The 26,172-nt window shown below is 39.7% G+C and carries 21 protein-coding genes; 9 read left to right on the forward strand and 12 right to left on the reverse strand.

The genetic code is table 11. The features are described from left to right. Positions 1-25: 25 nt before the first annotated feature. The 4 genes from lpxA to BFL47_RS09315 form a co-directional block, all read right to left on the reverse strand. Entirely contained in the window at positions 26-808 is a 783-nt protein-coding gene (lpxA, locus tag BFL47_RS09300; protein ID WP_016195650.1) for an acyl-ACP--UDP-N-acetylglucosamine O-acyltransferase, read from the reverse strand. After that, positions 805-2,214, reverse strand: a complete 1,410-nt coding sequence (locus BFL47_RS09305) for a bifunctional UDP-3-O-[3-hydroxymyristoyl] N-acetylglucosamine deacetylase/3-hydroxyacyl-ACP dehydratase (protein WP_170827297.1) — start codon at positions 2,212-2,214, stop codon at positions 805-807. The genes lpxA and BFL47_RS09305 overlap by 4 nt, the downstream gene beginning before the upstream one ends. A 24-nt stretch (positions 2,215-2,238) precedes the next feature. Continuing rightward, on the reverse strand, positions 2,239-3,273 hold the full coding sequence (gene lpxD, locus BFL47_RS09310) for a UDP-3-O-(3-hydroxymyristoyl)glucosamine N-acyltransferase (RefSeq protein ID WP_069659521.1): 1,035 nt from the start codon (positions 3,271-3,273) through the stop codon (positions 2,239-2,241). A gap of 72 nt (positions 3,274-3,345) precedes the next feature. Next, complete coding sequence (locus tag BFL47_RS09315) at positions 3,346-4,581, reverse strand: HD domain-containing protein (RefSeq protein ID WP_069659522.1); 1,236 nt, start codon at positions 4,579-4,581, stop codon at positions 3,346-3,348. Positions 4,582-4,688: 107 nt separating this feature from the next. On the opposite strand from BFL47_RS09315, the gene porX reads away from it, so the two are divergent. The 5 genes from porX (at position 4,689) to BFL47_RS09340 (ending at position 10,833) form a co-directional block, all read left to right on the forward strand. Continuing rightward, entirely contained in the window at positions 4,689-6,242 is a 1,554-nt protein-coding gene (gene porX, locus BFL47_RS09320; protein WP_069659523.1) for a T9SS response regulator signal transducer PorX, read from the forward strand. Positions 6,243-6,245: 3 nt separating this feature from the next. Next, positions 6,246-6,698 carry a tRNA (adenosine(37)-N6)-threonylcarbamoyltransferase complex ATPase subunit type 1 TsaE gene (gene tsaE, locus BFL47_RS09325; RefSeq protein WP_069659524.1) on the forward strand — a complete coding sequence of 151 codons (453 nt, stop codon included), beginning with the start codon at positions 6,246-6,248 and terminating at the stop codon, positions 6,696-6,698. A 29-nt stretch (positions 6,699-6,727) separates the two neighbouring features. Continuing rightward, positions 6,728-7,939, forward strand: a complete 1,212-nt coding sequence (locus BFL47_RS09330) for an alanine dehydrogenase (RefSeq protein WP_069659525.1) — start codon at positions 6,728-6,730, stop codon at positions 7,937-7,939. Positions 7,940-8,028: 89 nt separating this feature from the next. Then, positions 8,029-9,018 (forward strand): YihY/virulence factor BrkB family protein, encoded by a 990-nt coding sequence (locus BFL47_RS09335; protein WP_069659526.1) that lies wholly within the window; start codon positions 8,029-8,031, stop codon positions 9,016-9,018. A 36-nt stretch (positions 9,019-9,054) separates the two neighbouring features. Then, entirely contained in the window at positions 9,055-10,833 is a 1,779-nt protein-coding gene (locus BFL47_RS09340; RefSeq protein WP_069659527.1) for a DUF885 domain-containing protein, read from the forward strand. 16 nt (positions 10,834-10,849) lie between these two features. Here the strand turns inward: BFL47_RS09340 and BFL47_RS09345 are convergent, their stop codons facing one another. Together BFL47_RS09345 and BFL47_RS09350 are read right to left on the reverse strand one after the other, a co-directional pair. Beyond that, a complete protein-coding gene (locus tag BFL47_RS09345) occupies positions 10,850-11,575 on the reverse strand; it encodes a DUF4197 domain-containing protein (protein ID WP_069659528.1) in 726 nt (241 codons plus the stop codon). Further along, positions 11,575-13,458, reverse strand: a complete 1,884-nt coding sequence (locus tag BFL47_RS09350) for a vWA domain-containing protein (protein ID WP_069659529.1) — start codon at positions 13,456-13,458, stop codon at positions 11,575-11,577. Before BFL47_RS09350 ends, BFL47_RS09345 begins: the two co-directional genes overlap by 1 nt. 85 nt (positions 13,459-13,543) lie before the next feature. Between BFL47_RS09350 and BFL47_RS09355 the strand changes: the two genes are divergently transcribed. From BFL47_RS09355 to BFL47_RS09365, 3 genes are all read left to right on the forward strand, one after another. Then, positions 13,544-14,125, forward strand: coding sequence for an RNA polymerase sigma factor (locus tag BFL47_RS09355; protein WP_069659530.1), 582 nt, complete (start codon positions 13,544-13,546; stop codon positions 14,123-14,125). Further along, positions 14,109-15,209 carry a hypothetical protein gene (locus tag BFL47_RS09360; protein WP_069659531.1) on the forward strand — a complete coding sequence of 367 codons (1,101 nt, stop codon included), beginning with the start codon at positions 14,109-14,111 and terminating at the stop codon, positions 15,207-15,209. Before BFL47_RS09355 ends, BFL47_RS09360 begins: the two co-directional genes overlap by 17 nt. 95 nt (positions 15,210-15,304) lie before the next feature. After that, the gene (locus BFL47_RS09365) at positions 15,305-17,149 is read left to right on the forward strand and encodes a M1 family metallopeptidase (RefSeq protein WP_069659532.1); all 1,845 of its coding nucleotides are present in this window, start codon (positions 15,305-15,307) and stop codon (positions 17,147-17,149) included. On the opposite strand, the gene BFL47_RS09370 is transcribed toward BFL47_RS09365, so the two are convergent. From BFL47_RS09370 to BFL47_RS09395, 6 genes are all read right to left on the reverse strand, one after another. Then, positions 17,150-18,160 carry an inorganic phosphate transporter gene (locus tag BFL47_RS09370; RefSeq protein ID WP_069659533.1) on the reverse strand — a complete coding sequence of 337 codons (1,011 nt, stop codon included), beginning with the start codon at positions 18,158-18,160 and terminating at the stop codon, positions 17,150-17,152. It abuts the gene before it with no gap. A 19-nt stretch (positions 18,161-18,179) separates the two neighbouring features. Next, positions 18,180-18,827 (reverse strand): DUF47 domain-containing protein, encoded by a 648-nt coding sequence (locus BFL47_RS09375; RefSeq protein ID WP_069659534.1) that lies wholly within the window; start codon positions 18,825-18,827, stop codon positions 18,180-18,182. Positions 18,828-18,907: 80 nt separating this feature from the next. Then, entirely contained in the window at positions 18,908-19,930 is a 1,023-nt protein-coding gene (locus BFL47_RS09380; protein ID WP_069659535.1) for a sensor histidine kinase, read from the reverse strand. A 12-nt stretch (positions 19,931-19,942) separates the two neighbouring features. After that, positions 19,943-20,599, reverse strand: coding sequence for an HD domain-containing protein (locus BFL47_RS09385; RefSeq protein WP_069659536.1), 657 nt, complete (start codon positions 20,597-20,599; stop codon positions 19,943-19,945). Positions 20,600-20,611: 12 nt separating this feature from the next. After that, positions 20,612-21,589 (reverse strand): alpha/beta fold hydrolase, encoded by a 978-nt coding sequence (locus BFL47_RS09390; RefSeq protein WP_069659537.1) that lies wholly within the window; start codon positions 21,587-21,589, stop codon positions 20,612-20,614. Continuing rightward, positions 21,552-22,670, reverse strand: coding sequence for a polysaccharide deacetylase family protein (locus BFL47_RS09395; protein WP_069659538.1), 1,119 nt, complete (start codon positions 22,668-22,670; stop codon positions 21,552-21,554). The genes BFL47_RS09390 and BFL47_RS09395 overlap by 38 nt, the downstream gene beginning before the upstream one ends. A gap of 395 nt (positions 22,671-23,065) precedes the next feature. Here BFL47_RS09395 and BFL47_RS09400 point away from each other — a divergent pair, with 395 nt between their 5' ends. Next, positions 23,066-26,161, forward strand: coding sequence for a SusC/RagA family TonB-linked outer membrane protein (locus tag BFL47_RS09400; protein WP_069659539.1), 3,096 nt, complete (start codon positions 23,066-23,068; stop codon positions 26,159-26,161). The last annotated feature ends 11 nt before the right edge of the window (positions 26,162-26,172 follow it).

Consider the following 26,172-nt stretch of genomic DNA (forward strand, 5'->3'; position numbering starts at 1 on the left):
TAGTACCGTACCGGCTTTTGTGTCGTTATGCCCCTTGGTATCCTTTCATTATACCACGGTTTGATGTTCTGATAAAGTCCAGAATCTCATCTCTGATTTCTGTTGGCTGATGTTCTGCTTCGATGATATCGAGCGCTACTGCCGTATTGTAGTTTTTTACAAACAGCGTACGGTAAATATCCTGAATTTCATTGATCTGTGTGTTGGTGTATCCTCTGCGTCGTAATCCTACAGAATTGATCCCTACATAAGAAAGTGGTTCGCGACCCGCTTTTACGTATGGAGGTACATCTTTTCTGACCAGGGAACCTCCGGTAATGAAGGCATGAGAACCTACTTTGCAGAATTGATGAATGGCTACCATTCCAGCTAACACGACATAGTCGCCTATGGTGATATGTCCGGCCAGGGTAGTGCTATTCGAAAAAATGCAATTATCACCTACCACACAGTCATGTGCGATATGGCAGTACGCCTGAATGAGGCAATTTTTACCGATAACAGTTTTCCATTTATCTTTTGTGCCCTTGTTTATGGTCACACATTCGCGGATAGTGGTATTGTCGCCTATTTCGGCTGTTGTATCTTCGCCTTCGTATTTTAAGTCCTGGGGAATAGCAGAGATAACTGCTCCAGGAAAGATCCGGCAGTTCTTGCCAATCCGGGCACCATCCATAATGGTTACGTTGGGACCAATCCAGGTACCTTCTCCGATAACAACGTTCTTATAAATGGTCACAAAAGGTTCAATGACCACATTGTCTGCAATCTTTGCCTCAGGATGTATATATGCTAATGGTTGGATCATTCTTCTTCGTTTTTAACTTTTACAATCTGAGCCATCAGTTCGGCTTCCACAACTATTTTCTCGCCCACTCTTCCCACACCTTTCATTTGTGCAATGCCACGTCTTATCGGAGCCATCAGATCACATCTAAAAACGATGATATCTCCTGGGGTCACCGGAGCTTTAAATCGTGCGTTCTCTATTTTTAGAAATAAAGTAAGCCAGTTCTTTGGATCGGGAACTGTGCTGAGCACTAAGATTCCTCCTGTTTGAGCCATTGCCTCAATTTGCAGAACACCTGGGAACAGGGGACTACCAGGGAAATGCCCACGGAAGAGATCTTCGTTCATGGTTACATTTTTAACCCCGATCACATATGTTTTAGTCAGTTCCATGATCCGGTCGATCATCAGAAATGGCTGTCTGTGGGGCAAAATATTCATGATCTGTACCGTGTCGTATAAAGGGGGTACACTCGGATCGTAGGGTTTGTAGAGATTCTTTTTACGTTCTTTTTTAATCTGTGCTTTGATCTTCTTTCCAAAAGCAATGTTGGCAGCATGTCCCGGTCTGGCTGCCATAATGTGGCCCTTTAATGGAACTCCGATCAGGGCGAGGTCACCGATCATATCCAACAGTTTATGTCGGGCAGGCTCGTTTTGATGTCTCAACTCAATATTATTCAGAATTCCTTCCCGTGCTACATCAATATCTTCGCGGTTGAAGAGTTTGGCCAGATGTTTTAGTTCTTCTTTGCTGACCTCTTTGTCCACTACAACAATGGCATTATTTAAGTCGCCACCTTTAATCAGGTTATGCTCCAGTAAAGTTTCCAGTTCATGAAGAAAGCAAAAGGTTCTGCTTGATGCTATTTCTTTTTTAAACTCAGCGATGCTGGTGATTGCGGCATGCTGACTTCCCAGAATGGGAGAATTATAGTCAATCATACAGGTTAACCGATATTCATCGTCAACAGGCATAGCTACCATTTCTACCTTTCTGTCGGCTTCGGTATAATGGATGTTAAAAGGGATATGATAGTATTCTCTTTCTGCGTCTTGTTCAACAAAACCGGCATCTTCCAAAGCATCGATGAACTGGATAGAGCTTCCATCCATAATAGGAGTTTCAGGTCCGTCAAGATCAATCAAAACATTATCTACCTCTAATCCTACCAAAGCAGCTAAAACGTGTTCTATTGTGCTTACGCTTGCGCCATTCTGAGATATTGTAGTTCCTCTGGAGGTGTCCGTTACATTGTCAACGTCTGCGTCAATAATGGGCTGACCTTCAATATCTATTCGTCTGAATTTATATCCATGATTTTCAGGTGCAGGATTAAAAGTCATATTTACAGGTTGTCCTGTATGTAATCCTGTTCCTGAAACAGTGATTGCTGTTTTAATTGTTCTTTGTTTAACGTTCATATCCTGATGCATGAGTATCAGTTTTTATTTTGTGAATTCCTTTAATTTGCGTTCTAATTCTTCGACTTTACGTTCCAGTTCAGGGAGTCGGTTATAAATAACTTGTGCTCTCATCTGATTATTAAATGAAGTAGCAGGTGAGCCGGCCCACTTTTTATTTTCTTCCTGTATAGAACGGTTCACCCCTGATTGAGCCTGAATTTGTGAGCCTTTTGCAATCGTAATATGTCCCACAATACCAACCTGCCCACCAATAATAGATTGTTCGCCTATTTTAGTGCTTCCGGAAATTCCGGTTTGCGATGCAATGACGGCATTGGTATTGATTTCTACGTTATGAGCTATTTGAATCAGGTTATCCAGTTTTACTCCTTTTTTAATTAGCGTAGAACCCATGGTTGCCCGGTCAATACAGGTATTGGATCCTATTTCAACATTGTCTTCAATAATTACATTCCCAATCTGGCTGATCTTGCTATAACTGCCATCTTCCAGAGGAGCAAATCCAAATCCGTCGCTGCCGATTATAGCACCTGAATGTATGGTTACATTTGAGCCGATCTGGCTGTCGTAATACACCTTAACGCCGGGGAAAAGTGTTGTTCCTGATCCTACAGAGGCATTATCACCTATATAGACCTGTGGATAGATCTTAGCATTATCACCAATAACCACATCAGCGCCGATATAGACGAACGCTCCGATATATACATCGGCTCCTATTTTGGCGGATGGATGTATAAAACAGGGTTGTTCAATGCCCGTTTTAGCAAGTTTAAAGGTATTGTAATGATGAAGGAGAACAGAAAATGCGGTATATGCATTCTCTACACGGATCAGGGTTGATGTTATTGGTGCAGTAGGTACAAAGTCATTACTGACGATTACAATAGAAGCATTTGTATGATAAATGAACTGTTCATACTTGGGGTTTGCCAAAAAAGACAAAGAGCCTTCCTGGGCTTCCTCGATCTTAGCCAGCTGATTTACTGTAACATCCGGATTCCCATCCACACTTCCATTAAGTAATATTCCAATCTGTTGCGCAGTAAATTGCATCGGGTAAAGTTATATGTTATTAGTTTATGATCAAATTTGTAAATAATAGCTTCACAAATGAAGTTAATTTAATTATTTAGCATTATTTAACTCTTTTGTGTAACATAAGATATGTTTCTTCACCGTCTTGGACAAGCCTTCCAAAATGGAGTTGTCTGCTGCCGCTGTTATATCGTTAATTGTTCCATCTTTCATCAGGATATTTATGCTTCCATCGTTTGCCTTATAGGCATGATTCGTTATGGTATCAGTAAATACGAAGTATTTAATGTCCTGGTTTTCAATATTTAATAACGCTGAAGCTTCTTGTTTAAGTCTTTCTACCCTTTGATTGCTGAAGGGTATGTGACTTATTTCTACATGATACAGCGACCGTGTTAACAAATTGTTACATAAGTGCGAAAGTACGTTGTCTTTTTCAGTTACCCAAACTTTAACTGCCGAGTAAATATCATGATCGTCTAAGTTAGAAAAATGATGCAGATGAAGCGGGTTTTCTTCAAAGTCTTTTTTGGTAATGGTTTGTGTTAAGAAATGACGCAGACTTGGGGTGGCAAATAGGTCATGTCCATCATTGCTGAGAGACTTTGCTTTCTTTAAGATATTAACCAGGAGATGTTCTGCTGCCACCGAAGTTTTGTGCAAATAAACTTGCCAATACATGATGCGGCGGGCCACTAAGAACTTTTCTATGGAATAAACGCCTTTTTCTTCTACCACTAAAGAGCCGTCGTAAATATTGAGCATTTTAATAATGCGGTCAAATCCGATGATCCCCTCGGACACTCCGGTAAAAAAGCTATCGCGGTTTAAATAGTCCATACGGTCTGTGTCCAGTTGTCCGGATACCAGCTGATGTAAATAGGGCTTACTATAGGTGTTTTGAAAGATCTGAATGGCCAGATCAAGCTTATGATCGAACTCGATATTGAGGTTATTCATCATGAGCATTGAAATATTCTCATGTGAAATACCGTTTACAATGGTGTTCTCCAATGCGTGAGAATAAGGCCCATGCCCAATATCATGAAGCAGTATGGCCACTTTGGCTCCCTCTTCTTCTTCATCGGTGATGTGGTGCCCTTTCCATCTTAATGTCTCTATCGCAAGATTCATCAGATGCATGGCCCCCAGGGCATGATGAAAGCGGGTATGTACCGCACCGGGGTATACCAGATGTGTCATGCCAAGTTGTTTGATATTGCGTAAACGCTGAAAATAGGGATGCGCTATCAGGTCATATATCAGATCAGACTGAATGGTTATAAATCCGTATACCGGGTCGTTAATTATCTTTTTCTTGTTCAAAATAAATGTTCTCTAAGCAAAAATTGTTAATTTTCATGAATACAAAAGACAAGTTTAATTGTTATAATTTTTTCGAATAAATATAAAAATTCTTTTAGATAGATAATATGCAGGAAACCACCATACTATGGGCTGATGATGAAATTGATTTATTAAAACCCCATGTCATGTTCCTTAATGAAAAAGGTTACAAAGTAACCACAGTGACAAATGGACACGATGCCCTTGATGCTTTTAGAAACGGATATTTTGACATTGTTTTCCTGGATGAAAATATGCCGGGACTTACCGGACTGGAAACGCTTGCTGAAATTAAGAATATTAATCCGGATGTGCCGGTTGTATTAATTACAAAAAATGAAGAGGAGCATCTGATGGAGGATGCCATTGGATCAAAGATTGATGATTATTTAATTAAGCCAGTTCATCCGAAGCAAATTCAGCTGACAATAAAGAGGCTGACGGATAATAAACGCCTGGTAAGTGAAAAGACTTCGATGGCCTATCAGCAGGATTTCCGCACGTTGGGGATGACCTTAAATGATAATCTGAACTATAGTGAATGGGTGGATGTGTATAAGAAGCTTATTTTCTGGGAGCTCTCATTGGAAAAGCTGGAAGACGCAGGCATGCATGAAATCCTGACCATGCAAAAGGCAGAAGCGAATGCTCAGTTTTGTAAATTCATTGAGAAAAATTATATCGGCTGGCTTAAAGACCCTGATAGTGGTCCGGTTACCTCAAATCAGCTTTTGAAAAAGAAGTTGTTTCCCTTGTTGGAACCCTCTAAACCGTTATTTTTTATTCTGATCGACAATTTAAGGTATGATCAATGGAAAATTTTAAACTCGATTATAACGGAGCATTTTCGTTTGGATGAGGAGGATATCTATTTCAGTATTTTACCTACAGCGACACAGTACGCTAGAAACGCTATATTTTCAGGATTGATGCCGTTGGAGATGGAAAAGCGTTTTCCATCGATGTGGCAGAATGATGAGGATGAGGGTGGAAAGAATCTTTTTGAGGAGCAATTTTTAAAAGATCAGATCCAAAGGGTGCTGAAAAAGGATATTAAACACTCGTATACCAAGGTACTAACCTATGAGCAAGGGAAGGATTTGGTGGAGAATTTTAATAATCTGATGGGAAATGATTTAAATGCGATTGTATTTAATTTCGTTGATATGCTTTCGCATGCCCGTACGGATATGGCAATGATCAGAGAGTTGGCCAATGATGAAGCGGCTTACCGTTCCCTTACGCTTTCGTGGTTTGAGCATTCGCCTTTATTAGAATTATTGAAAAAGATTGCGCAGAAGAATTGTAAACTGGTGATTACAACTGATCACGGAACGATACGGGTTAAACATCCGAGTAAGGTAATTGGCGATCGTAATACGAATACGAATTTACGGTACAAGCAGGGTAAGAATTTGAATTTCAATGCGAAAGAGGTTTTTCTTATTAAAAATCCACATGATGCACTTTTACCAAAACTACATGTAAGCTCCAGTTTCATTTTTACCAAGGAGGATAGTTATTTTGTGTACCCGAACAACTATAATCACTTTGTAAATTATTATAATGAAACGTTTCAGCATGGAGGGGTGTCCATGGAAGAGATGATCGTTCCTTATATTACCTATAGTCCAAAATAAGATATGAACGAAATTGTTTCAGCATTGGAGGAACTTCCTGCACTAGCCCGGAAGCTTCTTTTATTTGCAGGAGAACATCGTGTACTGGTTTTCTACGGGGAAATGGGTACCGGTAAAACGACCTTTATAAAGGCGCTCTGTAAGGAATTGGGTGTGGAGGCTACAGTTTCAAGCCCCACATTTTCTATTGTCAATGAATATAAATATCCGCATGGCCTGGTTTATCATTTTGATTTTTACAGACTTAAAGATCAAAGTGAGGCTTTTGATATGGGGTATGAAGAGTATTTTTATTCCGGAGAATATTGTTTAATTGAGTGGCCGGAAAAAATACCTGATCTGATACCCGATCAGGTGGTAAAGGTAACCCTTGAGTTAACAGTAAATAATGGCAGGGTTTTCACAGCCGAAATACAGGGAAGAGATATTAACACGGATATAGTATCAAATGCGTAAATTAGGCTTCAAATTGAACAGATCTCATGATGAATGAACTATCTGACATTGCAAAGCAGGCTATGATGCAGCCTCAGGAAGCAATGATGGAAATTAAACCCAGAAAAAATAGCCTGTATATAGGTATCCCAAAGGAATCATCTTTTCAAGAAAACAGGATTGCTTTAACTCCGCTTTCAGTTGCCGTACTGGTTAGTAACGGGCATCGGGTGGTTATTGAAACTGGGGCAGGCAAGGGCGCTAATTTTTCTGATAACGATTATAGTGAACAGGGAGCCATTATTGAGTACAATAAGAAGGAGATTTTTAATGCCGATATCATCATTAAAATTGGTCCGCCAACGGCTGATGAAATTGAAATGATGAAACCTTGTCAGGTTTTGTTTTCTACGCTTCAAATGGCTTCACTGAAAGCAGAGAGTCTGGAAGCGATGATGAAGAAAAAGATTACCGCTTTGTCTTATGAATATCTTCGGGATGAAGGCGGTTCCTTATCTGTAATCCGTTCAATGAGTGAAATTGTGGGAGCGACTTCTATTTTGATTGCTGCAGAGTATCTGAGTAACGTGTTTGACGGGAAGGGTTTGATGCTGGGAGGAATTACTGGTGTACCCCCAACAGAGATTGTTATCCTGGGTGGTGGTTCTGTTGCTGAATATGCGGCACGTACGGCCATTGCGCTTGGTGCTGAGGTAAAAGTGTTCGATACCTCTATTTACAGACTGCGAAGATTGCAAAATAACATAGGGAGCCGGGTGTTCACTTCTGTGATTCAACCTCTGGTATTGAATAAAGCAATAACAAGCTGCGACGTGGTCATTGGTGCTCTAAGGGCTAATCATGGAAGGAGTCCCTGTATTGTTACCGATGAAACGGTAAGCAAGATGAAGCCAAATTCGGTCATTATTGATGTGAGTATTGATCAGGGAGGCTGTTTTGAGACCTCAAGAATAACGAATCATACGCATCCTGTATTTCGCAAGTATGATGTGATCCATTATTGTGTACCCAATATTGCTTCGAGGGTAGCGCGGACTGCAACCTATGCGCTAACTAATATTTTTACTCCTATTTTATTGGATATTGGTGATATGGGGGGGATAAAAAATGTAATATGGGAAAAACAGGGTGTGAGAAATGCCATTTATTTATATCAGGGTCATTTAACGAACCTGGATTTGGCAAGCCGCTTTAACATGCCACCGAAGGATCTCGATTTGTTGATTATTTCGCATCGGTAGGTTTACGTGTTTCTTCAGGATCCGAAAATATAAGCCTGTCAAAACAATTTAGACGATAAAAGACTTTTCATTAAAAAAATCTGCCTTTTATGCGTTTAAATAAACAGTATCTTAAAGATCTTGGGAAAGTTTTTATGGGCTCTGCCAGTGCGTTTGTAGATGATAAAGCAATTAAATACAGTGCTTCATTGGCCTATTCTACCATATTTGCCTTGTCGCCTTTATTGGTGTTGATTATTTCTCTGGCTAGCATATTTTATGGTAAGGAAGCTATTCAAGGCAAACTGTTTTCGGAGATTAATCAACTCGTTGGTAGTGATGCCGCGCAGCAGATTCAATCTTTGATAGAGAAAAGTGCCTTGTCTGGCGGCTCTACATTTTCACTTATTATCAGTATAGTAGTGCTCCTTATCGGTGCGACTGCCATATTTACAGAGATCCAGGATACCTTGAATATTATTTGGAGAGTAAGGCCTAAACCTAAAAAGGGTATTCAGAAATTGCTTATAAACCGGGTACTCTCATTTTCTATGATTATAAGTCTGGGTTTCTTACTGGTAGTATCCTTGGTAATCAATGGTTTGGTTGCTGGATTGAGTGATAGATTAAGTCGTTTGTTTCCAGAAATCACGGTTATCTTATTGCAGGTCTTTAATATCTTTTTAACCTTTTCTATTATTTCCATATTATTTGCCATTATATTCAAGTTCCTTCCTGATGTTATAATTTCATGGAAATATGTACGTGTAGGGGCTATTGCAACAGCCTTACTGTTTATGCTTGGAAGGGTGTTAATCGGCTTTTACCTTCAGATGGCAGGTACAGGATCTACCTTTGGAGCTGCAGGATCTTTGATCGTCATCCTGACCTGGGTTTACTATACAGCAGCCATTCTCTATTTCGGGGCAGAGTTTACGCAAGTGTATGCGGAGAAGTTTGGAGGAAGCATTAAGCCAGCAGAATATGCTGTACATCTGGTTCAAACGGAAGAGGAAGTTTCTGTTAAAGTACTGCCTAAACAAAATCATTGTGCTCTGGATGAAAATAGTGAGGAAGATTGTGAAGATAAGAGCAAATAATGAGTAATTTGTGCAAATAAATCCATATACTTTTATATGAAATTACAGCTTGCAGCAGGTGCATTATTGATTCTTCTCGTCTCCTGTGTTCAAAAATCTACCAAGAATACGCCACCTGCGCAGAAAGATATATCTGGGTTATTTAGTAAATACTGGGAAAAGCGCGCCCAGCTTTATCCTTTGGATGCTACCCAACAAGGAGACAACCGGTATAATGATGTGTTGCCTGATGATCAGACACAAGCTTACCGGGACACTTTATTAGTATTTTATACGTCGACATTAAACGAGCTTAAAACATTTAAGCGTGATTCATTAAATTCGAACGATCAGCTCAGCTATGATGTTCTTGCTTATGAAATGAATATGCAATTGGAAGGATTGAAACAGAAGACGTGGATGCTTCCATTTAATCAATTTTGGGGATTGCCGATTACTCTTGCTCAGCTGGGTTCAGGGGATGGCTTTCAGCCATTTAAAACTGTAAAGGATTATCAGGATTGGTTGGTAAGAGTGAAGGCATTTGGTCCATGGACTGATACTGCTATTGCAAACATGAGAAAGGGAATTAGTAAAGGAGTGGTGTTTCCTGCTGCTCTTGTTCTGAAGATGATTCCGCAGATACAGGCAATGGTCGTTGATGATCCTTCAAGAAGTGTATTTTATGGGCCATTGAATAAATTCCCTGCGAGCTTTACTGCGCAGCAAAAAAAGGAATTGAAGGCTCAGTACATCCAAATGATTCAGAATGATGTGATCCCTGATTATAAGAAACTGCTTGTTTTTCTGCAGAAAGAATATTTACTTCGGGCAAGAAAGTCTTCAGGGATATCAGCTATTCCAGGAGGTAAAAACATGTATGCCTATTTTGTGAAATATTATACTACCACCAATGAAGATCCGGAAGAGATATATAAAACTGGTTTGTCAGAGGTTACACGGATCCGCTCAGAAATGGAGCTGGTAAAGAATGAAGTAGGCTTTTCTGGTGATCTGCCTGAATTCTTTACTTATTTGCGTACAAATGCTAGGTTTACTCCCTTTAAATCGGCAAAAGATGTGTTAAATGCCTTTAGTGGCATATATGAAAGGGTGAAGCCAAACGTCAATGAGTTATTTGGAACTAAACCAAAGGCTCTGTTTGAAATTCGACAAACTGAAGCATTCCGCGAAGCATCTGCCAGTGCGGAATATAATCAAGGTTCGCCTGATGGAAAAAGGCCTGGAATTTTTTATGTGCCGGTACCGGATGCTGCTAAATTTAATATTACTTCTGGAATGGAATCCTTATTTCTCCATGAAGCAATACCTGGTCATCATTATCAGATTTCACTGCAGCAAGAGAATGAAAGTCTACCAGCATTCCGTCGTTTTGCCTGGTATGGGGCATACGGTGAGGGATGGGCTTTGTATAGCGAATCATTAGGAAAAGAATTAGGACTTTATACAGATCCGTACCAGCATATGGGTGCTTTAGGGGATGAAATGCATCGTGCTGTCCGTTTGGTTGTCGATGTTGCGATTCATTTGAAAGGGATGACCAGAGAGCAGGCTATAAAATACATGATGGAGAATGAGTCCATTACTGAGGATGGAGCTATAGCCGAAGTGGAAAGGTACATGGCTATTCCGGGACAAGCGTTATCCTATAAGGTAGGAGCAATGAAAATACGGGAACTTAGAGGGAAGTATGAAAAGGAATTTAAAGGAAAGTTCAGAGTTTCAGATTTTCATGATGAACTTTTGAAAGATGGATGCCTTCCGTTATCAATTCTAGAAAGCAAAATGAATAAATGGGCTGCTGGTTTAAAGTAGCAACCCATCTGTTTATTTATTTCTGTTTATCTGCATAGCCAAATACCTTTTGCAATAACAAACTGTTTCTGGAAGAGACATTCTGTCTTATTTTAAGCTCTTCTTTTGCTATTTCAACGAAAAGTCCTTGTATTGCTTTTTGTGTTACATAAGCAGTAAGGTCTGGATTAATATCAGAAACTAAAGGAATCTGGTTATAACGAGATACTACATCTCCCCAATACTTGGTTGCGCCTACTTTGCCCAGACTGCTTTGAATGATGGGCTGAAACTTCGCATTCAGCTGTGAATTAGTCACTCTTTGAAAGTATTGAGTAGCCGCATTACTCTGATTTCCCAATAAAATAGAGGAGGCATCGCTGATCGTCATTTGCTTAATAGCAGAAATAAATATCGGTTTAGCCTCTATTGCGGCATCTTCCGCTGCTCTGTTCAGACTGGTTATCACATTGTCGCATAATGAATTAAGTCCTAGTGACCTTAAAGTCTTCTCCGCCTTTTGTGCTTCAGGAGGAAATAGGAGTTTAATCGTCAGGTTTCCTAAAAAGCCATCTCTAGCATTAAGGCGTTCGGTACTGGTATTGGTTCCAAGTTCTAAAGCTTGTTTAAGTCCTAAGGCAATCTCCGAGGATGTAGGGGTTCCCAATGATTGGGATAAAACCTGGGCAGTTTGATTTAACGTTTCGCAACTGCTTAGTAGTACAGTCGAACACAATAGTAACCCTAATAGTGGTCTTCTCATTATTTATTTTGTGTAGAGGAGAGCAAATCCTCGGCCAACAATGAAGAAGCCTTCACTAATCGTACAAATTCACTCCTGAATCCTTCATTATCCGGGCCAATAGAAGAGGCAGCAAGAGCGGCTGACTGCTGATAGTTTCCCTGTTGAATAAACTCAGATTTCTTAAGAAGCATCCCGTAACCGGCAACAGCAGCGGCAAATCGGAAGTCTGTACTGGCGTCCTTTAATTGCCTAGGTGTATCGGCAACCGTAGTGCTAATCAGCTTGCTTTTATCACCATCGGGAGATTTATATCTCAGTTTTATAGTAACCATTTCCTTGTTATCGATAACTATTGGCTTTTTATTGTTTTGATATTTTAAAGGATCTACAGATGCCAGGAATCTACTTTTCAGACCCACTGGAATGATTTCGTATAGAGCCGTTACTGAATGCCCGGCACCCAGATCTCCTGCATCTTTATGATCGTCATTAAAGTCCTCTTTGCTTAACAGGCGATTTTCATAACCGATAAGACGATACGCCTGAACGTAAGCGGGATTAAATTCGAGTTGTAGCTTCACATCTTTAGCCAGAGTAAACAGAGTTCCCCCAAATTCAGTAACCAATACTTTGCGCCCCTCGCTGATGTTATCTATATAGGCATAATTGCCATTTCCCTTGTCTGCCAAGGTCTCCATTTTATTGTCCTTTATGTTTCCCATACCAAAGCCAAGAACAGAGAGAAAGACACCAGAGTTTCTTTTGGCTTCTATAAGATGCTGCATCTGTGCATCACTGGTTTCGCCTATATTAAAATCACCATCTGTAGCCATGATTACCCGGTTATTTCCTCCTTTGATGAAATGTTTTGAAGCTAGATCATAAGCCATAGTTAACCCTGCTCCTCCAGCAGTAGATCCATTCGCTTCCAGATTGTCGATGACATCCTTAATAGCTGATTTTTGATTTCCGGATATAGGTTTTTGAGCAATTGAGGCTGATCCGGCATAGGTAACAATGGATACATAATCTTTTGCCCTCAATTGATTGACCAACATTTTTAATGATGATTTAACCAGCGGGAGCTTATTGTAATCGCTCATAGATCCTGAAACATCAATTAGCAAAACGATATTGGAAGCTGGAATATTTGCAGTATCCATCTTTTTCCCTTGTAATCCAATCCGTAGTAAACGGTGTTGTGTGTTCCAGGGGGCTACAGAGAGTTCTGTATTGATGGAGAAAGGTTGATTGCCGGTAGGTTGAGGATACTCGTAAGCGAAGTAATTGATCATTTCTTCAATACGTACCGCGTCAGATGGTGGTAACTGTCCTTGATTAATAAATCTTCTAATATTACTGTATGATGCTGCATCTACATCTATTCCAAAGGTAGACAGAGGAGTGTTTAGTGGATCTGTAAATCTGTTTTCATTGACTGTCGCATACGTTTCTGTGTTTTGGCCTACTGGATTTGGTAGTATAATTTGGGTGGAAACTATTCCTGGAGCAACAAATGCCATTTTCATTTCCTTATGTGAGGATCGCATTGTTTGTTGCTTGCCATAGCCTGTTACAACTATTTCGTCAAGTAAATGTTGTTCTTCTTTCAGTGTCACATTGATTCTCCGTTGACCTGTATATTTGATTTCTACCTTTTCATAACCGATTAGAGTGAATTGCAGGGTGCTCCCTTCTACAGGAATTTCCATAGTATAATTTCCTTTGGCATCCGTTTGTGTACGCTGTGTGGTGTTCTTTAACGCGACCTGAACGCCCGACAGGGGATTCAGAATCCGAATACCTGTTACCGTGCCCGAAACTTTAATAGTTTCGCTGGTTTTAAATCCGATGAGTAGTATGAATGCTAAAAAAGAAGTTAAGGCGATGGTCGTTTTCATAATCAAGTTTTAATCAGGATGAAATAAATTTGACATTTCCATATATCCGCAAAAAAAAGCTATACTTGGTCAAAGAATTTAAGCTTTGAAGTTTATTAAAAATAAAGAAGGTCATACAAACGTTGAGGAAGCTGATATGCTATCCGCTTATCGGCGAACGGGTGATCTTGAAATTTTGGGAAAGCTTTATAATGACTATATGACCCTCGTGTATGGGCTCTGTTTGAAATATCTGAAGGACGAGGAGCTAAGCAAAGATGCGGTGATGCAGATTTTTGAAGAGCTGATCGAAAAGCTTAAAAAGTTTGAAGTCAGCAACTTTAAAAGCTGGTTGTACACACTTGCGCGCAATCATTGTTTAATGATACTCAGAAGCAATTCTAAGCACGTTTTTGTATCTTTAGATAACGAAAATATGGAAAGACCCGAAGTTGTGCATCTTTCTATAGATACAAATAATGAGAGTCAGTTGCTAAGCATGGAAAAGTGTATAGAGACTTTGCCAGAAGAACAACGACTAACGATAGACCTTTTTTATCTTCAGCAGAAGTGTTATAAAGAGGTTGCAGATAGTACAGGTTTTGATATGAACAAAGTGAAAAGTTATATTCAGAACGGGAAGCGTAACTTAAAAAATTGTATGGAACGCAATGGGAGAAACGAATAAATTAAAATATAACCTCTTACAGCAGTATCTGAATGGACAGCTTGATCCTAAAGGGATGCATGAGCTTGAAAAGGATGCTTTAGAAGATCCCTTTTTAGCTGAAGCCCTGGATGGCTATGAGGCGATTAAAGGGTCGTTGCACCCTCATTTAAGTATATTGCAAAGGCAGTTGGAGGATCGTATTGCGCAGAAGTACGTGAAGAAAAATGCGATGTTCTTTACCTGGCAGCGTCTGAGTGTCGCTGCTGCAGCAAGCTTGTTATTTGTCTCAGCAAGCATTCTGTTTTTTATGAAGGGCACAAATCGTTCAGCTAAAGTTGCAGTTAACCCTAAACAAACAGAAGTAAGACTTACTGCTGCGGATCGGCTAGGTAAGGAGGAATCTGATATTGATATTAAAGAAGAAGAACAACTTGTGGCCGCCACAGTGCCTAATAAAGCGGTTCAATCAGGGTCGTTGCCATTAACGAATTCTCAGGTTCAATCTGCAGTTCCTTCTATTTCGTCTCGGGTGCCTATATCTGGATCTTCAGCTCGCTCCAAGGTTCAAGCTGCTGATGTAAGCGCTACTTCAATTAATGAAAGTTTTGTCAAGATTCCCCTGAGTAGCAATAAAAAAGAGGAAGGAGAAATCATTGCCTCTAGTCGAACAGCTTCATCAGCAGCAATTGCAAATCCTGATTTGCTAGTTGCATCTACTCCTAATGCAAGATTATCTAGAACAGCCAGTACTCAATCCATGGTAATGACTTCAAAAGAGCAATTAAACTCCCTTAATGAGGTGGTTGTATCAGGTTATTCATCCACCAGTAAGCAGGATTTAGTTAAGCCAGCTGCAGGATGGAAGATCTATCAGGAGTACTTAATCAAGAATCAAAATGCAGACCTTAGAACAATATCCCGGGATTCTGTTATCGTCCTGTTTAATGTAGATGTTAAAGGTAATCCTATCAATCTGCTTATTGAAAAAGGGATAGATGAATTACACAATCAGGAAGCGATCCGATTGATTAAACAAGGCCCATTATGGCAATCGAATACTAGTGGAGGTTTGCTTAGAGGCCGGGTGACAGTTCCTTTTTAATCCTGGTAACAGTGCATTTCAAATTACAAATACTGAACCGCTGTAAACGTTTCATACTATTTTAATTTTTCTTATATATTATCCAATCTTTATTAATGAAAAACATCATTTTTCTGCTTTCCTTAGCCCTATTATCCTGCAATCAAAATAAAGTTACTGATGAAAATGGGGTTTCTACTGATCCACATTCCTTTTCTAAACCAGATCAAGCTATTGTTAAACATCTGGATCTGGACTTAAACGTAAACTTTGAAAGTAAGATATTAACTGGTAAGGCGACATGGACCATTGAAAACCATAAAGGTGCTGATTCAATTATTTTTGATACACAAAACCTTCATGTTATCCGTGTTACCTTATCCAATGGAGAGAAGACAGGGTTTTCCTTTGGCCCTGAAAAGAAATATCTGGGTAGCGCACTGAAAGTAGGGATCAAAGATTCAACTAAACAAGTTACGATTTGGTATACGACTTCACCCGACGCATCTGCGCTTCAATGGTTAAGTCCGCAACAGACTGCCGGCAAGGTGTATCCTTTTCTTTTCACTCAGTCTGAAGCTATACTAGCCCGGAGCTGGATTCCTTGCCAGGACAGTCCTGGAATTCGTTTCACTTATAATGCCACTATAACTGTACCCAGCAACCTTCTGGCTTTGATGAGTGCGGAGAATCCTCAGCAAATAAATGTTAAAGGTGTATACCATTTCAAGCAACCTCATGCAATTCCATCCTATCTAATGGCTTTAGCGGTTGGCGATTTGAAATTTAAAGCCATTGACTCGCGAACAGGCATTTATGCCGAACCGATTGCGATCGATAAGGCAGTCTGGGAATTTGCTGATATGGGAAAAATGGTTACCTCTGCTGAAAAGTTATATGGTCCTTATCGCTGGGGACGTTATGACGTGATTGTTTTGCCCCCTAGCTTTCCTTTCGGAGGGATGGAAAACCCGATGCTGACTTTCTTAACGCCTACTGTTACTGCTGGTGATCGTTCCCTGGTTAGCCTCATTGCACATGAACTGGCGCATAGCTGGAGTGGAAACCTGGTTACTAATGCAACATGGAATGACTTCTGGTTAAATGAAGGTTTCACAGTTTACCTGGAAAGGCGGATTGTAGAAGATATATATGGTAAGGATGAAGCTAAAATGCAAGAGGTACTTGGTTATGAAAGCTTAAAAGAAACACTTCAGGATTTGGGTGTTAAAAGTTCGGATACCCGCCTTAAAGGCGATTACGAAGGGCGTGATCCGGATGAAGGGATGACCGATATTGCCTACGAAAAGGGCTACTTCTTATTGAAGACCATTGAAAATACCGTAGGTAGAGCCCGTATGGATGGGTTTTTAAAAGATTATTTTAAAAATCACTCTTTTCAGTCGGCCACTACAGAAGATTTCTTATCGTATTTAGATAGTCAATTGCTTAAGGAAAATGTAGCCTGGGCAGATCAAATTAAAGTTAAACAATGGGTTTATGAGCCTGGGATTCCTTTAAATTTCCCATCTATTGGGTCCGCAAAGTATCAGGCTATCGATTCTTTAGTATCCGGATGGAAGGGTAAAATACATCCGGCGGGATTAAAGGCAAAGCTTCGTTCGGCCAATGAGCAGCTTTATTTAATAAAGGTTCTTCCAGCAGATCTGAATGCTAAAGATATGGCAGGGATTGATAAAGAGTTTGGATTCACAAAATCTGGGAATGCTGAGCTGAATTGTGCCTGGTATGTACTAGCAATCCGCCATCATTATCAAGCTGCTTATCCTGCAGTAGAAAATTTCCTGAATCATGTGGGAAGGCGTAAGTTTTTGATTCCGCTTTATAAAGAATTGGCCACTAGTGCAGCAGGCAAGGAGTGGGCAAAAAAGATTTATAAAAAAGCGAGACCAAATTATCATTCAGTCTCTTATAATACGATCGATAATTTACTGAAGTAATCAGATAAAAATATTGATGATCAGGTAGACTAAACTGGCGAGGATTGCCGATACGGGGATAGTTAAAATCCATGCCCATAAAAGGTTAATGGTAACACCCCATCTTACTGCCGAAACACGTTTAGTAACACCAACACCAATTATTGCACCGGTAATGGTATGCGTAGTAGATACAGGAATAGCAAAATGTTCTGTAATCCCCAATGTGATGGCACCAGCAGTTTCTGCTGCTACACCTTCTAAAGGAGTTACTTTTGTGATCTTGGTTCCCATTGTTTTGATAATTCGCCATCCTCCACTCATTGTACCAAGAGATATGGCACTATAACAGACTATAGGAATCCATTCAGGCATAGGATCAGAGCTGCTCAGTACGTTACTAGCTACCAGGGCTACATAGATGATACCCATAACTTTTTGTGCATCGTTTCCTCCATGAGTGAAACTTAGGGCAGCAGATGAGAGCAGTTGAAGTCCCCTAAACCACTTATCCGCGGTCGCTGGTTTAGACCAACGGCTTAAATTTACTATTATTAAGGTAATGATTATTGAAATAACCATACCTATAACGGGTGCAAGGACTATAAAGGAGATAATTTTAAACACATAACCCAGGTTCAATGCATCAGCTGCAGTAGCCCCCTGAAGCAAAGCATTCGTGACACCGGCTCCTGCAAAACCACCTATAAGGGTGTGCGATGAACTGGAAGGAATACCGAAATACCAGGTAAGCAGATTCCAGCATATTGCAGCAATTAAGCCTGATAATATAACATAGATGGTAATGTAATTCTCTATTACCGTTTTTGCAACGGTATTTGCTACCTTATGATCACTGAAGTAAAAGTACGCTGCAAAATTAAATAGGGCAGCCCATAAAACGGCATGAAAAGGGGACAGAACTTTTGTGGAAACAACAGTGGCAATTGAATTTGCCGCATCATGAAAGCCATTGATATAATCGAAGGCTATTGCCAGAATGACGACAATTACCAGAAGTGGAGTGATCATTTATAAGTTTTTTTAGCAGTTAAGCGTTCTTAACCAGGATGGTTTCTAAAACATTGGCTACATCCTCACATTTGTCAGTAGCTGTTTCCATGGCAGCAAACAGTTCTTTATACTTGATGATAGTTTTAGCGTCATCTTCAAACTCGAATAGATCAGCTACAGCGCGGTCAAAAATCATATCTGCCTGATTTTCCATACTATTAATCCGAACACATGAATCTGTGATTAAACGGATGTTCTTCAAGTTTTTAAGTTCTTCGATAGCTTTATTTACTTCGATACAACCTTGTAGAATCAGTTCAGCCAACTTAATAATGGGAGGAGTAATGTCTGTAATTTTATACAATTCCATTCGGGCAGCAGAACCATGAATGTAATCGGCAATATCATCCAATGCAGAAGCCAGTGAATGCATGTCTTCTCTGTCAAATGGGGTAATAAAGTTTTTACCCATCTCTAAAAAAATCAGGTGAGTAATGTCATCTCCAATATGTTCAAGTTTTTCAATATCCTTGGTCAGTCTTTTCCTTTTCTCTATATCAGGAGTGTTTACGAGTTCGTTAAGTGCTTCAGCTAAGTCGATGAGATTTCCACTAGCTTTCTCAAATAAAGGAAAGAATTTTCTGTCTTTAGGAACAAAGTATTGAATAATGCTATTTAATGACATGTGTCTGTTTAAAAATACATGCAAAAATACCGTTCCAATGTTAAGCCAATGTTAAGTTTTTGTATTGTGCCTAAATTAATTTAAGCATTTGCAATGGTAAATGCGAATGTAGAACCCAATCCTTCCGTACTTCTCACGGTAATGGTTTGTTGATGAGCTTCTAAAATATGCTTTACTATGGCAAGGCCAATTCCAGATCCACCTATCTTTCTGGAGCGACTTTTATCTGTCCTGAAAAAGCGTTCAAATACCCTGGGAAGATATTGTTCTTCAATCCCGATTCCATCATCCGTTACCTCTACGAGAATCTGATCATGTAGCTCAAATATTTTAATACTGGTTTTGCCATGTTTCTTACCGTACTTGATCGAATTACTCACGAGGTTAATCAGTACCTGTTGTATTTTATCCCGATCTGCATTAACCCATGTAGGGAAATTATACTTATCCTTAAATACCAGCTGAATGTTTTGTTTACTGGCCTTTAATTCCATTTGTTCAATAACTTCCTTAATCAGTAAGGAAAGATCAAATTTCTTATAGTTTATTTGGATTTCTCCACTTTCAAGTCTGGATATCGCATCAATGTCTTTTATCAAAAGACTCAGGCGGTCAATGTTTCGCGAAGCCTTATCTAAAAAGCCCCTTGTAGTCTCATTATCTTCCAAACCTTCATCTTGTAAGGCTTCAATATAACCCTGCACGGCAAATAAAGGTGTTTTAAGTTCATGTGATATATTGCCCAGAAATTCCCTTCTAAATTGCTCCTGCTTTTTTAATAAATCAATTTCGTTTTTTTTCACTCTGGCCCATTCTTTAACTTCTGTTTCCACATCGTTAATAGGGTCATCCGTTACATATTCTCCTAAGGCATCCTTAAGTTCCTTACCTAGCTTTAAATTATGTATCAACTTGTAGATCAGCTTAATTTTGCTGTACACATAACGTTCTATCAAGTAATAAAAAACGATATAACTACTTACCAGAGCTATTGCGAATGTTACAATAAGGTGAATCCAGCTATGTTGAAAGTAATAGTTGGCAATGCCTAAAGAGATAGCTACAGCTAATGCATTGATCAGTACGAGTACCCGGAGTTTCATAATGCAATTATACTATAATTCTCCAACCCACTCGGCATGAAATTGTTTCAAATAGCCCTCCATAAACTCATGCCGCTGATTAGCGATTGTTTTGCCACTCGCTGTATTCATTTTATCTTTTAGCAGTAACAGTTTTTCGTAAAAATGATTTAATGTAGGAGCTGTACTATTCTTATATTCTTCCTTCGTTTGATTCAGGTTTGGTGCTATTTCGGGATTATACAACTGCCTGTTTTTATATCCGCCGTAAGTAAAGGCCCTGGCTATCCCTATCGCTCCAATAGCGTCCAGACGGTCTGCATCCTGCACTATTTTCATCTCCATAGAGGAATAGGAGACAGGTCCGAAACTGGATTTAAACGAGATATGTCTGATAATCTGTTCCACGTGATAAACTATATTTTCGGATAGAGCTAGCGACTGAAGGAAGTTTCGTGCCGTAGCAGGACCTATTTCTTCATCACCATTGTGAAATTTAGCATCTGCAATGTCATGCAGAAGAGCAGCAAGTTCTGCAATCAGATGATCTCCAGTTTCTGTTTTGAGCAAGAGCTGGGTGTTTTTCCATACGCGTTCTATATGCCACCAGTCGTGTCCGCTTTCTGCATTTTGAAGCGAATTCTTTACAAAATCAACAGTTTTACTAATGATCTCAGCTTGTTTTATCATATCACTCTGTGATTAATCTACATTTGCGATCAGTGCTTTCAAAAAAACATCAGGTATCTGGAGATGTGGAATATGCCCTACGTTCGCAAACTCAATCAATTTTGAACCCTTTATTTGGGTTGCAGTAGTTTTACCAAGGATGTTGTACTGCCCGTATTTTTGCTGATCTTCCTTCGAGAGTGCTCCTTTTCCAACAATCGTTTTATCAGCGGTTCCAATAAACAGAACGGTTGGAACTTTTAATAGCGGAAATTCATATACAACAGGTTGCTCAAAGATCATAGTAAAGGTCATGGCAGCCACTTTTGCGTACCTTGGGAAATCGGCACTTTTCGTTACGCCGGCAGCAATCTGCACGAGGTAATCGTACTCAGGCTTCCATTCTGGAAAATAAGAGGACTCATAATATTTCTTCACGCTCGCCGCACTTGTTTTCAATTCAGTTTTATACTGATCTTCTGTGCTCGAATAGGGTATTATCGCTCGGTAATCTTCTAATCCGATCGGGTTTTCCAAGAGGAGCTTGCTGGTTGTGCCAGGATACATTAAGGCGAAACGAGTAGCCAGCATTCCTCCCATAGAGTGTCCTAATACAGCGGTCCTGGAAATCCCCAAGCTATCTAATAGTTGTTTATTAAAGCGCGCGAGCAGATGAAAGCTATAATGGATAAAGGGTTTGGATGATTTTCCAAAGCCAATCTGATCCGGAACAATCACCCGGTAACCTTTATCAGATAAAGCTTTAATTACATTCGTCCAGTAATAGCCTCCAAAGTTCTTACCATGCAATAGAATTACACTTTTGCCATTCGGATTCGGTGCTTTCACGTCCATATAGGCCATGCGCATGTCCTGCCCCTCCGTTTGCAAATTGATAAAGCTTACCGGATAAGGGTATTTGACATTTTCAAGCGTAATAGAAAGGGTATCTGTTTGAGCAAAAGCAACCGTACTAATGCTTAGCAATAATAGAAGTACTATCTTTTTCATGTCGTTCAGGTAGTGTTTTAATCCAGTTAATCTTGTATTTTTTGATTAGCTGGACGTTAAGTTCCTCTTTTAACGCTTCGGGAGCAGTTATAGTTTCTGGATTGCCATCACTTACAAAACGTGTCTGATGTTTAATCTGACTATTCATGAAGTTCTCTGGGTTTTCCTGATGTTCGCCGCCTTGTACCCTTTGAATCGCTAATGCATCAAATCTCTTAGAATAAGGCGATACAGAAGTTGCTGATCCGACAAGCATCACTGATTCATGTTTGTAATGAGTTCCTTCAAACTCACCTGAAACCTCAAGTGCCCGGTTCTTCGCATGCATGCCGAGTGGTAAGGCTAGACTTTTGGGTTCATAGTCTGGAAGATATGTCCGCATTTCTTTTACAAACATGCCCAGATGTTTTTGGGCCTCTTCATCACTTAGCTTCGATAGCTGGGCATGAAACCAGGTATGATTCCCTATTTCATAGCCGTTTTTCTGCAGCCACTCTAATTTTTGTTTTTTGTATTCCGGCTGAGCAAAAAGACGAAGGGTTGGTTTTACAGCCGGCAACACATAAAAAGTAGCTGTAAGTGGGAAATCAGGATGCGCTTTTTTGAAGTTTTCCACGATACCTACTGCACATTCAGGATCAATTACCAGTTTACCATTCATTTCTAAATACCGGAACTGCCCTGCACTTGAATCATCAAATGTTAATGCAAAAGGCGTTTTACCCGCTGGAACGTTTAGCTCTCCTGATGCGATGGCATGAACGCTTACCGGATAATAATTGTGATCGTATAATAATTGAAGGTCTTTCTTTAAATTTTCAGGAGTTCTTCTCCATCGTGCTTCGGGAGACCCAATTAAATGATATTCCAGAACCATCACACGGCCTAATTCATTCGGTATAAAGTCTTTGTTCTTGAAATTTTCAGCAGGGGTATTTTTATCCTCATTTTTCGTATCTGATATCTCTTTTACGGTATCAATAGATGAAGTAGTTACTAGCTTAGAAGTCTTAAAACAGGAACTTAACAAAATTAATAGGGGTAGCGTAAAGGCCGAATAGCGTAAAAATGAAATTTTCATGTACTTATTATAATCTAACAAAGGTATAGGTATTAAAAATGAAAATCAGCTTAAAGCAGAGAAATGATTCCTTATGTCTTTAAATAAAATATTTTACTGGAGAGACCAAAAATGGTCTGAATGACACTTAAAGCCGTAATTAAGTCCATAAACAAGAAATTTTAATACACTAAAAAAGACCTCTTTTTGCTGCACAAAAAAATAATCACCTGTTTTTTAACTTTGTAGTGGTGTTGTAGTATAAAAAATGATCTAAATCACTTTCTATACCTGGTCTGTATGGGTTTTGTAGGGGTAAAAAATAGTTATTTGATCCAGTACTACTCTATTTTTGATCTGTTGCAACCAAAGCAACTAAATAACAAACCAGTATAAACTAAATTAAAATCATTCTTATGAAAGGAAGAATTACATTGATTTTCTTCATTTCCTGCTTTCTATGGTGTCCATTATACCTTTGGGCACAACAAGTAGAAGTAACAGGAAGGGTAACTTTAAAAAGTGATGGCAGTCCATTACCCGGAGTTACCATAACCGTTCGTGGAACCCGTCAGGCTACGAGTTCTAATGAGTCCGGAAACTTTAGAATCGGCGTTCCTCGCATTGGTTCTATACTCGTTTTTAGTCAGATTGGAATGCTTGAGCAAAATGTGACCGTATCAAGCAGTTCCCCATTAAATGTTGTCCTCACTGAAAGTACCAGTGCCCTCAACGAGGTAATTGTAGTTGGTTACGGTACACAAAGGAAAAGTCTGGTAACGGGTGCTATTTCATCCGTTCGTGCAGAAGAATTAAAAACAGTTTCATCAGGCAGAATTGATCAGGCACTACAAGGAAGAACTGCAGGCGTAAATATTATGCCTAATTCAGGTTCTCCAGGCGCTGCAATTAGTATCCGTGTAAGGGGAACCGGATCAAACCGGGCATCAGAGCCCTTATACATTGTAGATGGCGTCAGGGCAGGGGGGATTGAATATATAGATCCATCTGAAATTGCCGCTATTGAAATTTTGAAAGATGCCGCTTCAGCAGCAATCTATGGTGCTGAAGGTGCAAATGGAGTTATCATTATCACCACAAAAACAGGAAAGTTAGGAATGGCTCCTGTTGCCAATTATGCTTTCCAGTATGGCGAACAATCACTTGGAAGAAAACTTTCCTTGATGAATGCGCCTCAATACCAACAATATCTTGCTGAAGGTAAGTTGACAGGACCCAGCGCTCAGGATGCTGCTACCATAGGTGACGGTACAGACTGGATTGATGCAGTCACCCAAACCGCTCCTCAACAGCACCATACAATTAATTTTAGTGGTGGCTCAGATAAATCAACTTATCTGATTAGTGGTACTTATTTCACTCAACAGGGTATCATAGGTGGAGATAAGTCAAAATTTGACCGCTATACTTTCCGAGTAAATTCAGACAACAAGGTTAAATCCTGGTTGAACGTAGGTGAGCGACTTTCTTATTCCAACTTTACAAGCCATGGTCTATCTGAAAATACCGAGTATGGATCTGTAGTAGGAAGTATGTTATCAATGGATCCATTTACACCGGTTACCTATACGGGCGATTTACCTGCCTTTGTACAAAGTAAACTGGGTAATCCATTAGTTAAAGATGCAAATGGTAATTATTATGGAATTTCACAATATGTGCAGGGGGAATTTGGAAATCCTCTCGCTATTATTCAACAGACGCAAAGTCGTACTAATCAGAACAAGTTAGTTGGAAATGTATTTGCTGACATTGATTTGTTTAAAGGACTCAAGTTTACTACCCGGTTTGGAATCGATGCGGCTTTCGTTCGAACTCATGGCTGGAATCCTACCTCCTGGTATTCAAGCGAAAGATTAAATTCTACCGCAAATGGATTTGATTCTCAGACTAATTACTTCAATTGGCAATGGGAAAATTTTGCTAATTATACCCGGTCATTTGGTAACCATAATTTGACCTTTTTACTTGGTACTTCCTCTCTAAAGAACTTATATAATAATGTTGGTGGAAGTTATACCGGTATCTTTAAAGAAGAGGATAAATGGGCTTACCCTGAATTTGTATCTGATACACCCGAAAAGCTTGCAAAACTTTATGGATACTATAGGACGGAAACCCTGCTCTCGTATTATAGTCGTTTAAATTATGACTACAAAAACAAATATTTATTTGGTGCAACCATCCGCCGTGATGGATCTTCAAAGTTCTATAAAGATAATAGATGGGGTACTTTTCCTTCAATATCTGCTGGTTGGGTTATTTCAAAAGAAGACTTCTATACTGCCGGAATTTCCAAAGCGGTCAATTACCTAAAATTGCGTGGTAGCTGGGGGCAGAATGGTAGCTTATCTAATGTTGGTAATGGATCTTGGGCCGCATCCATTACACAAGCTCAAAAATATGCGGATGGCAATGGTAATTTTGTTCTTGGAGCTGCTCCTTCAAATCTTCCTAATTATGATTTGACTTGGGAAACCAGTGAGCAGCTTGATTTAGGTTTGGACGCGAATTTTTTTAATAATCAGCTGGTGTTCTCTGCAGATTGGTATAAGAAAACGACAAAGGATTTGATTACCAACGGCTCTGCACCATATTTTGCTGGAAATGTCTTAAATGATGTCAATAGCGGTAATGTTGTAAACAAAGGATGGGAGTTTGAACTTACCTATCATAATGCAAACACAAATGACTTTAAATATGAAATAGCTGGTAACATCAGTCCAATCAGCAATGAGGTTACTTATACAAATCCTTTATATCCGGTGATTTTTGGCGCAGGAGTAGGAACAGGATGGCAAGCTACCCGCTTTGAAAAAGGACTTCCTATCTGGTATTTCTATGGCTATAAAACAGACGGTATCTTCCAGAATCAGGCGGAAATAACCAAATACATTGCAGACAATGGGCTCACCGGCTATAATCCAAAACCTGGAGATCCAATCATTGTGGACGTGGATGGAAACAAAATAATCGCTCCAACTGATCAAACCAATATAGGCAATTCAGTGCCTGACTTTACCTACGGAGCACGGATTAACCTGAGCTACAAGGGTTTTGATTTCCTTGCATTCTTACAAGGGTCAAAGGGAAATGATGTCATTCTTGGCTTTGTACGTAACGACCGCCGTACATCTAATTTACCCGAGTTCTTTTACACAGATCGCTGGACAGGAGATGGAAGTACAAATACCTGGTTTGCACCAAATGCAGATGCTCGAGTATATAATAGCGACATGATGGTTTTTGATGGATCTTATGCGCGCATTCGTCAAATGCAGTTGGGTTACACCTTGCCAAATACGCTGTTAAGCAAACTGAGTGTAAAGAACGCCCGCTTCTATGTATCCCTAGACGACTTTTTTACTTTCACTAAATACAAAGGACTGGATCCTGAAGGTGGAAATAATGGAGGAAATAGCATAGGAATAGATAGAGGATCTTATCCTGTTTCAAAAAAGATACTGGCTGGACTATCCTTTAATTTCTAATCATTCGAAGT

The organism is Arcticibacter eurypsychrophilus (assembly GCF_001730525.1).
In the GTDB taxonomy this organism is placed as follows: domain Bacteria; phylum Bacteroidota; class Bacteroidia; order Sphingobacteriales; family Sphingobacteriaceae; genus Arcticibacter; species Arcticibacter eurypsychrophilus.

Coding starts and splice junctions, on each gene's coding strand:
- lpxA (WP_016195650.1), bottom strand. CDS start 808: ATGATCCAACCATTAGCATATATACATCCTGAGGCAAAGATTGCAGAC.
- BFL47_RS09305 (WP_170827297.1), bottom strand. CDS start 2,214: ATGAACGTTAAACAAAGAACAATTAAAACAGCAATCACTGTTTCAGGA.
- lpxD (WP_069659521.1), bottom strand. CDS start 3,273: ATGCAATTTACTGCGCAACAGATTGGAATATTACTTAATGGAAGTGTG.
- porX (WP_069659523.1), top strand. CDS start 4,689: ATGCAGGAAACCACCATACTATGGGCTGATGATGAAATTGATTTATTA.
- tsaE (WP_069659524.1), top strand. CDS start 6,246: ATGAACGAAATTGTTTCAGCATTGGAGGAACTTCCTGCACTAGCCCGG.
- BFL47_RS09330 (WP_069659525.1), top strand. CDS start 6,728: ATGAATGAACTATCTGACATTGCAAAGCAGGCTATGATGCAGCCTCAG.
- BFL47_RS09335 (WP_069659526.1), top strand. CDS start 8,029: ATGCGTTTAAATAAACAGTATCTTAAAGATCTTGGGAAAGTTTTTATG.
- BFL47_RS09340 (WP_069659527.1), top strand. CDS start 9,055: ATGAAATTACAGCTTGCAGCAGGTGCATTATTGATTCTTCTCGTCTCC.
- BFL47_RS09345 (WP_069659528.1), bottom strand. CDS start 11,575: ATGAGAAGACCACTATTAGGGTTACTATTGTGTTCGACTGTACTACTA.
- BFL47_RS09350 (WP_069659529.1), bottom strand. CDS start 13,458: ATGAAAACGACCATCGCCTTAACTTCTTTTTTAGCATTCATACTACTC.
- BFL47_RS09360 (WP_069659531.1), top strand. CDS start 14,109: ATGGGAGAAACGAATAAATTAAAATATAACCTCTTACAGCAGTATCTG.
- BFL47_RS09365 (WP_069659532.1), top strand. CDS start 15,305: ATGAAAAACATCATTTTTCTGCTTTCCTTAGCCCTATTATCCTGCAAT.
- BFL47_RS09370 (WP_069659533.1), bottom strand. CDS start 18,160: ATGATCACTCCACTTCTGGTAATTGTCGTCATTCTGGCAATAGCCTTC.
- BFL47_RS09375 (WP_069659534.1), bottom strand. CDS start 18,827: ATGTCATTAAATAGCATTATTCAATACTTTGTTCCTAAAGACAGAAAA.
- BFL47_RS09380 (WP_069659535.1), bottom strand. CDS start 19,930: ATGAAACTCCGGGTACTCGTACTGATCAATGCATTAGCTGTAGCTATC.
- BFL47_RS09385 (WP_069659536.1), bottom strand. CDS start 20,599: ATGATAAAACAAGCTGAGATCATTAGTAAAACTGTTGATTTTGTAAAG.
- BFL47_RS09390 (WP_069659537.1), bottom strand. CDS start 21,589: ATGAAAAAGATAGTACTTCTATTATTGCTAAGCATTAGTACGGTTGCT.
- BFL47_RS09395 (WP_069659538.1), bottom strand. CDS start 22,670: ATGAAAATTTCATTTTTACGCTATTCGGCCTTTACGCTACCCCTATTA.
- BFL47_RS09400 (WP_069659539.1), top strand. CDS start 23,066: ATGAAAGGAAGAATTACATTGATTTTCTTCATTTCCTGCTTTCTATGG.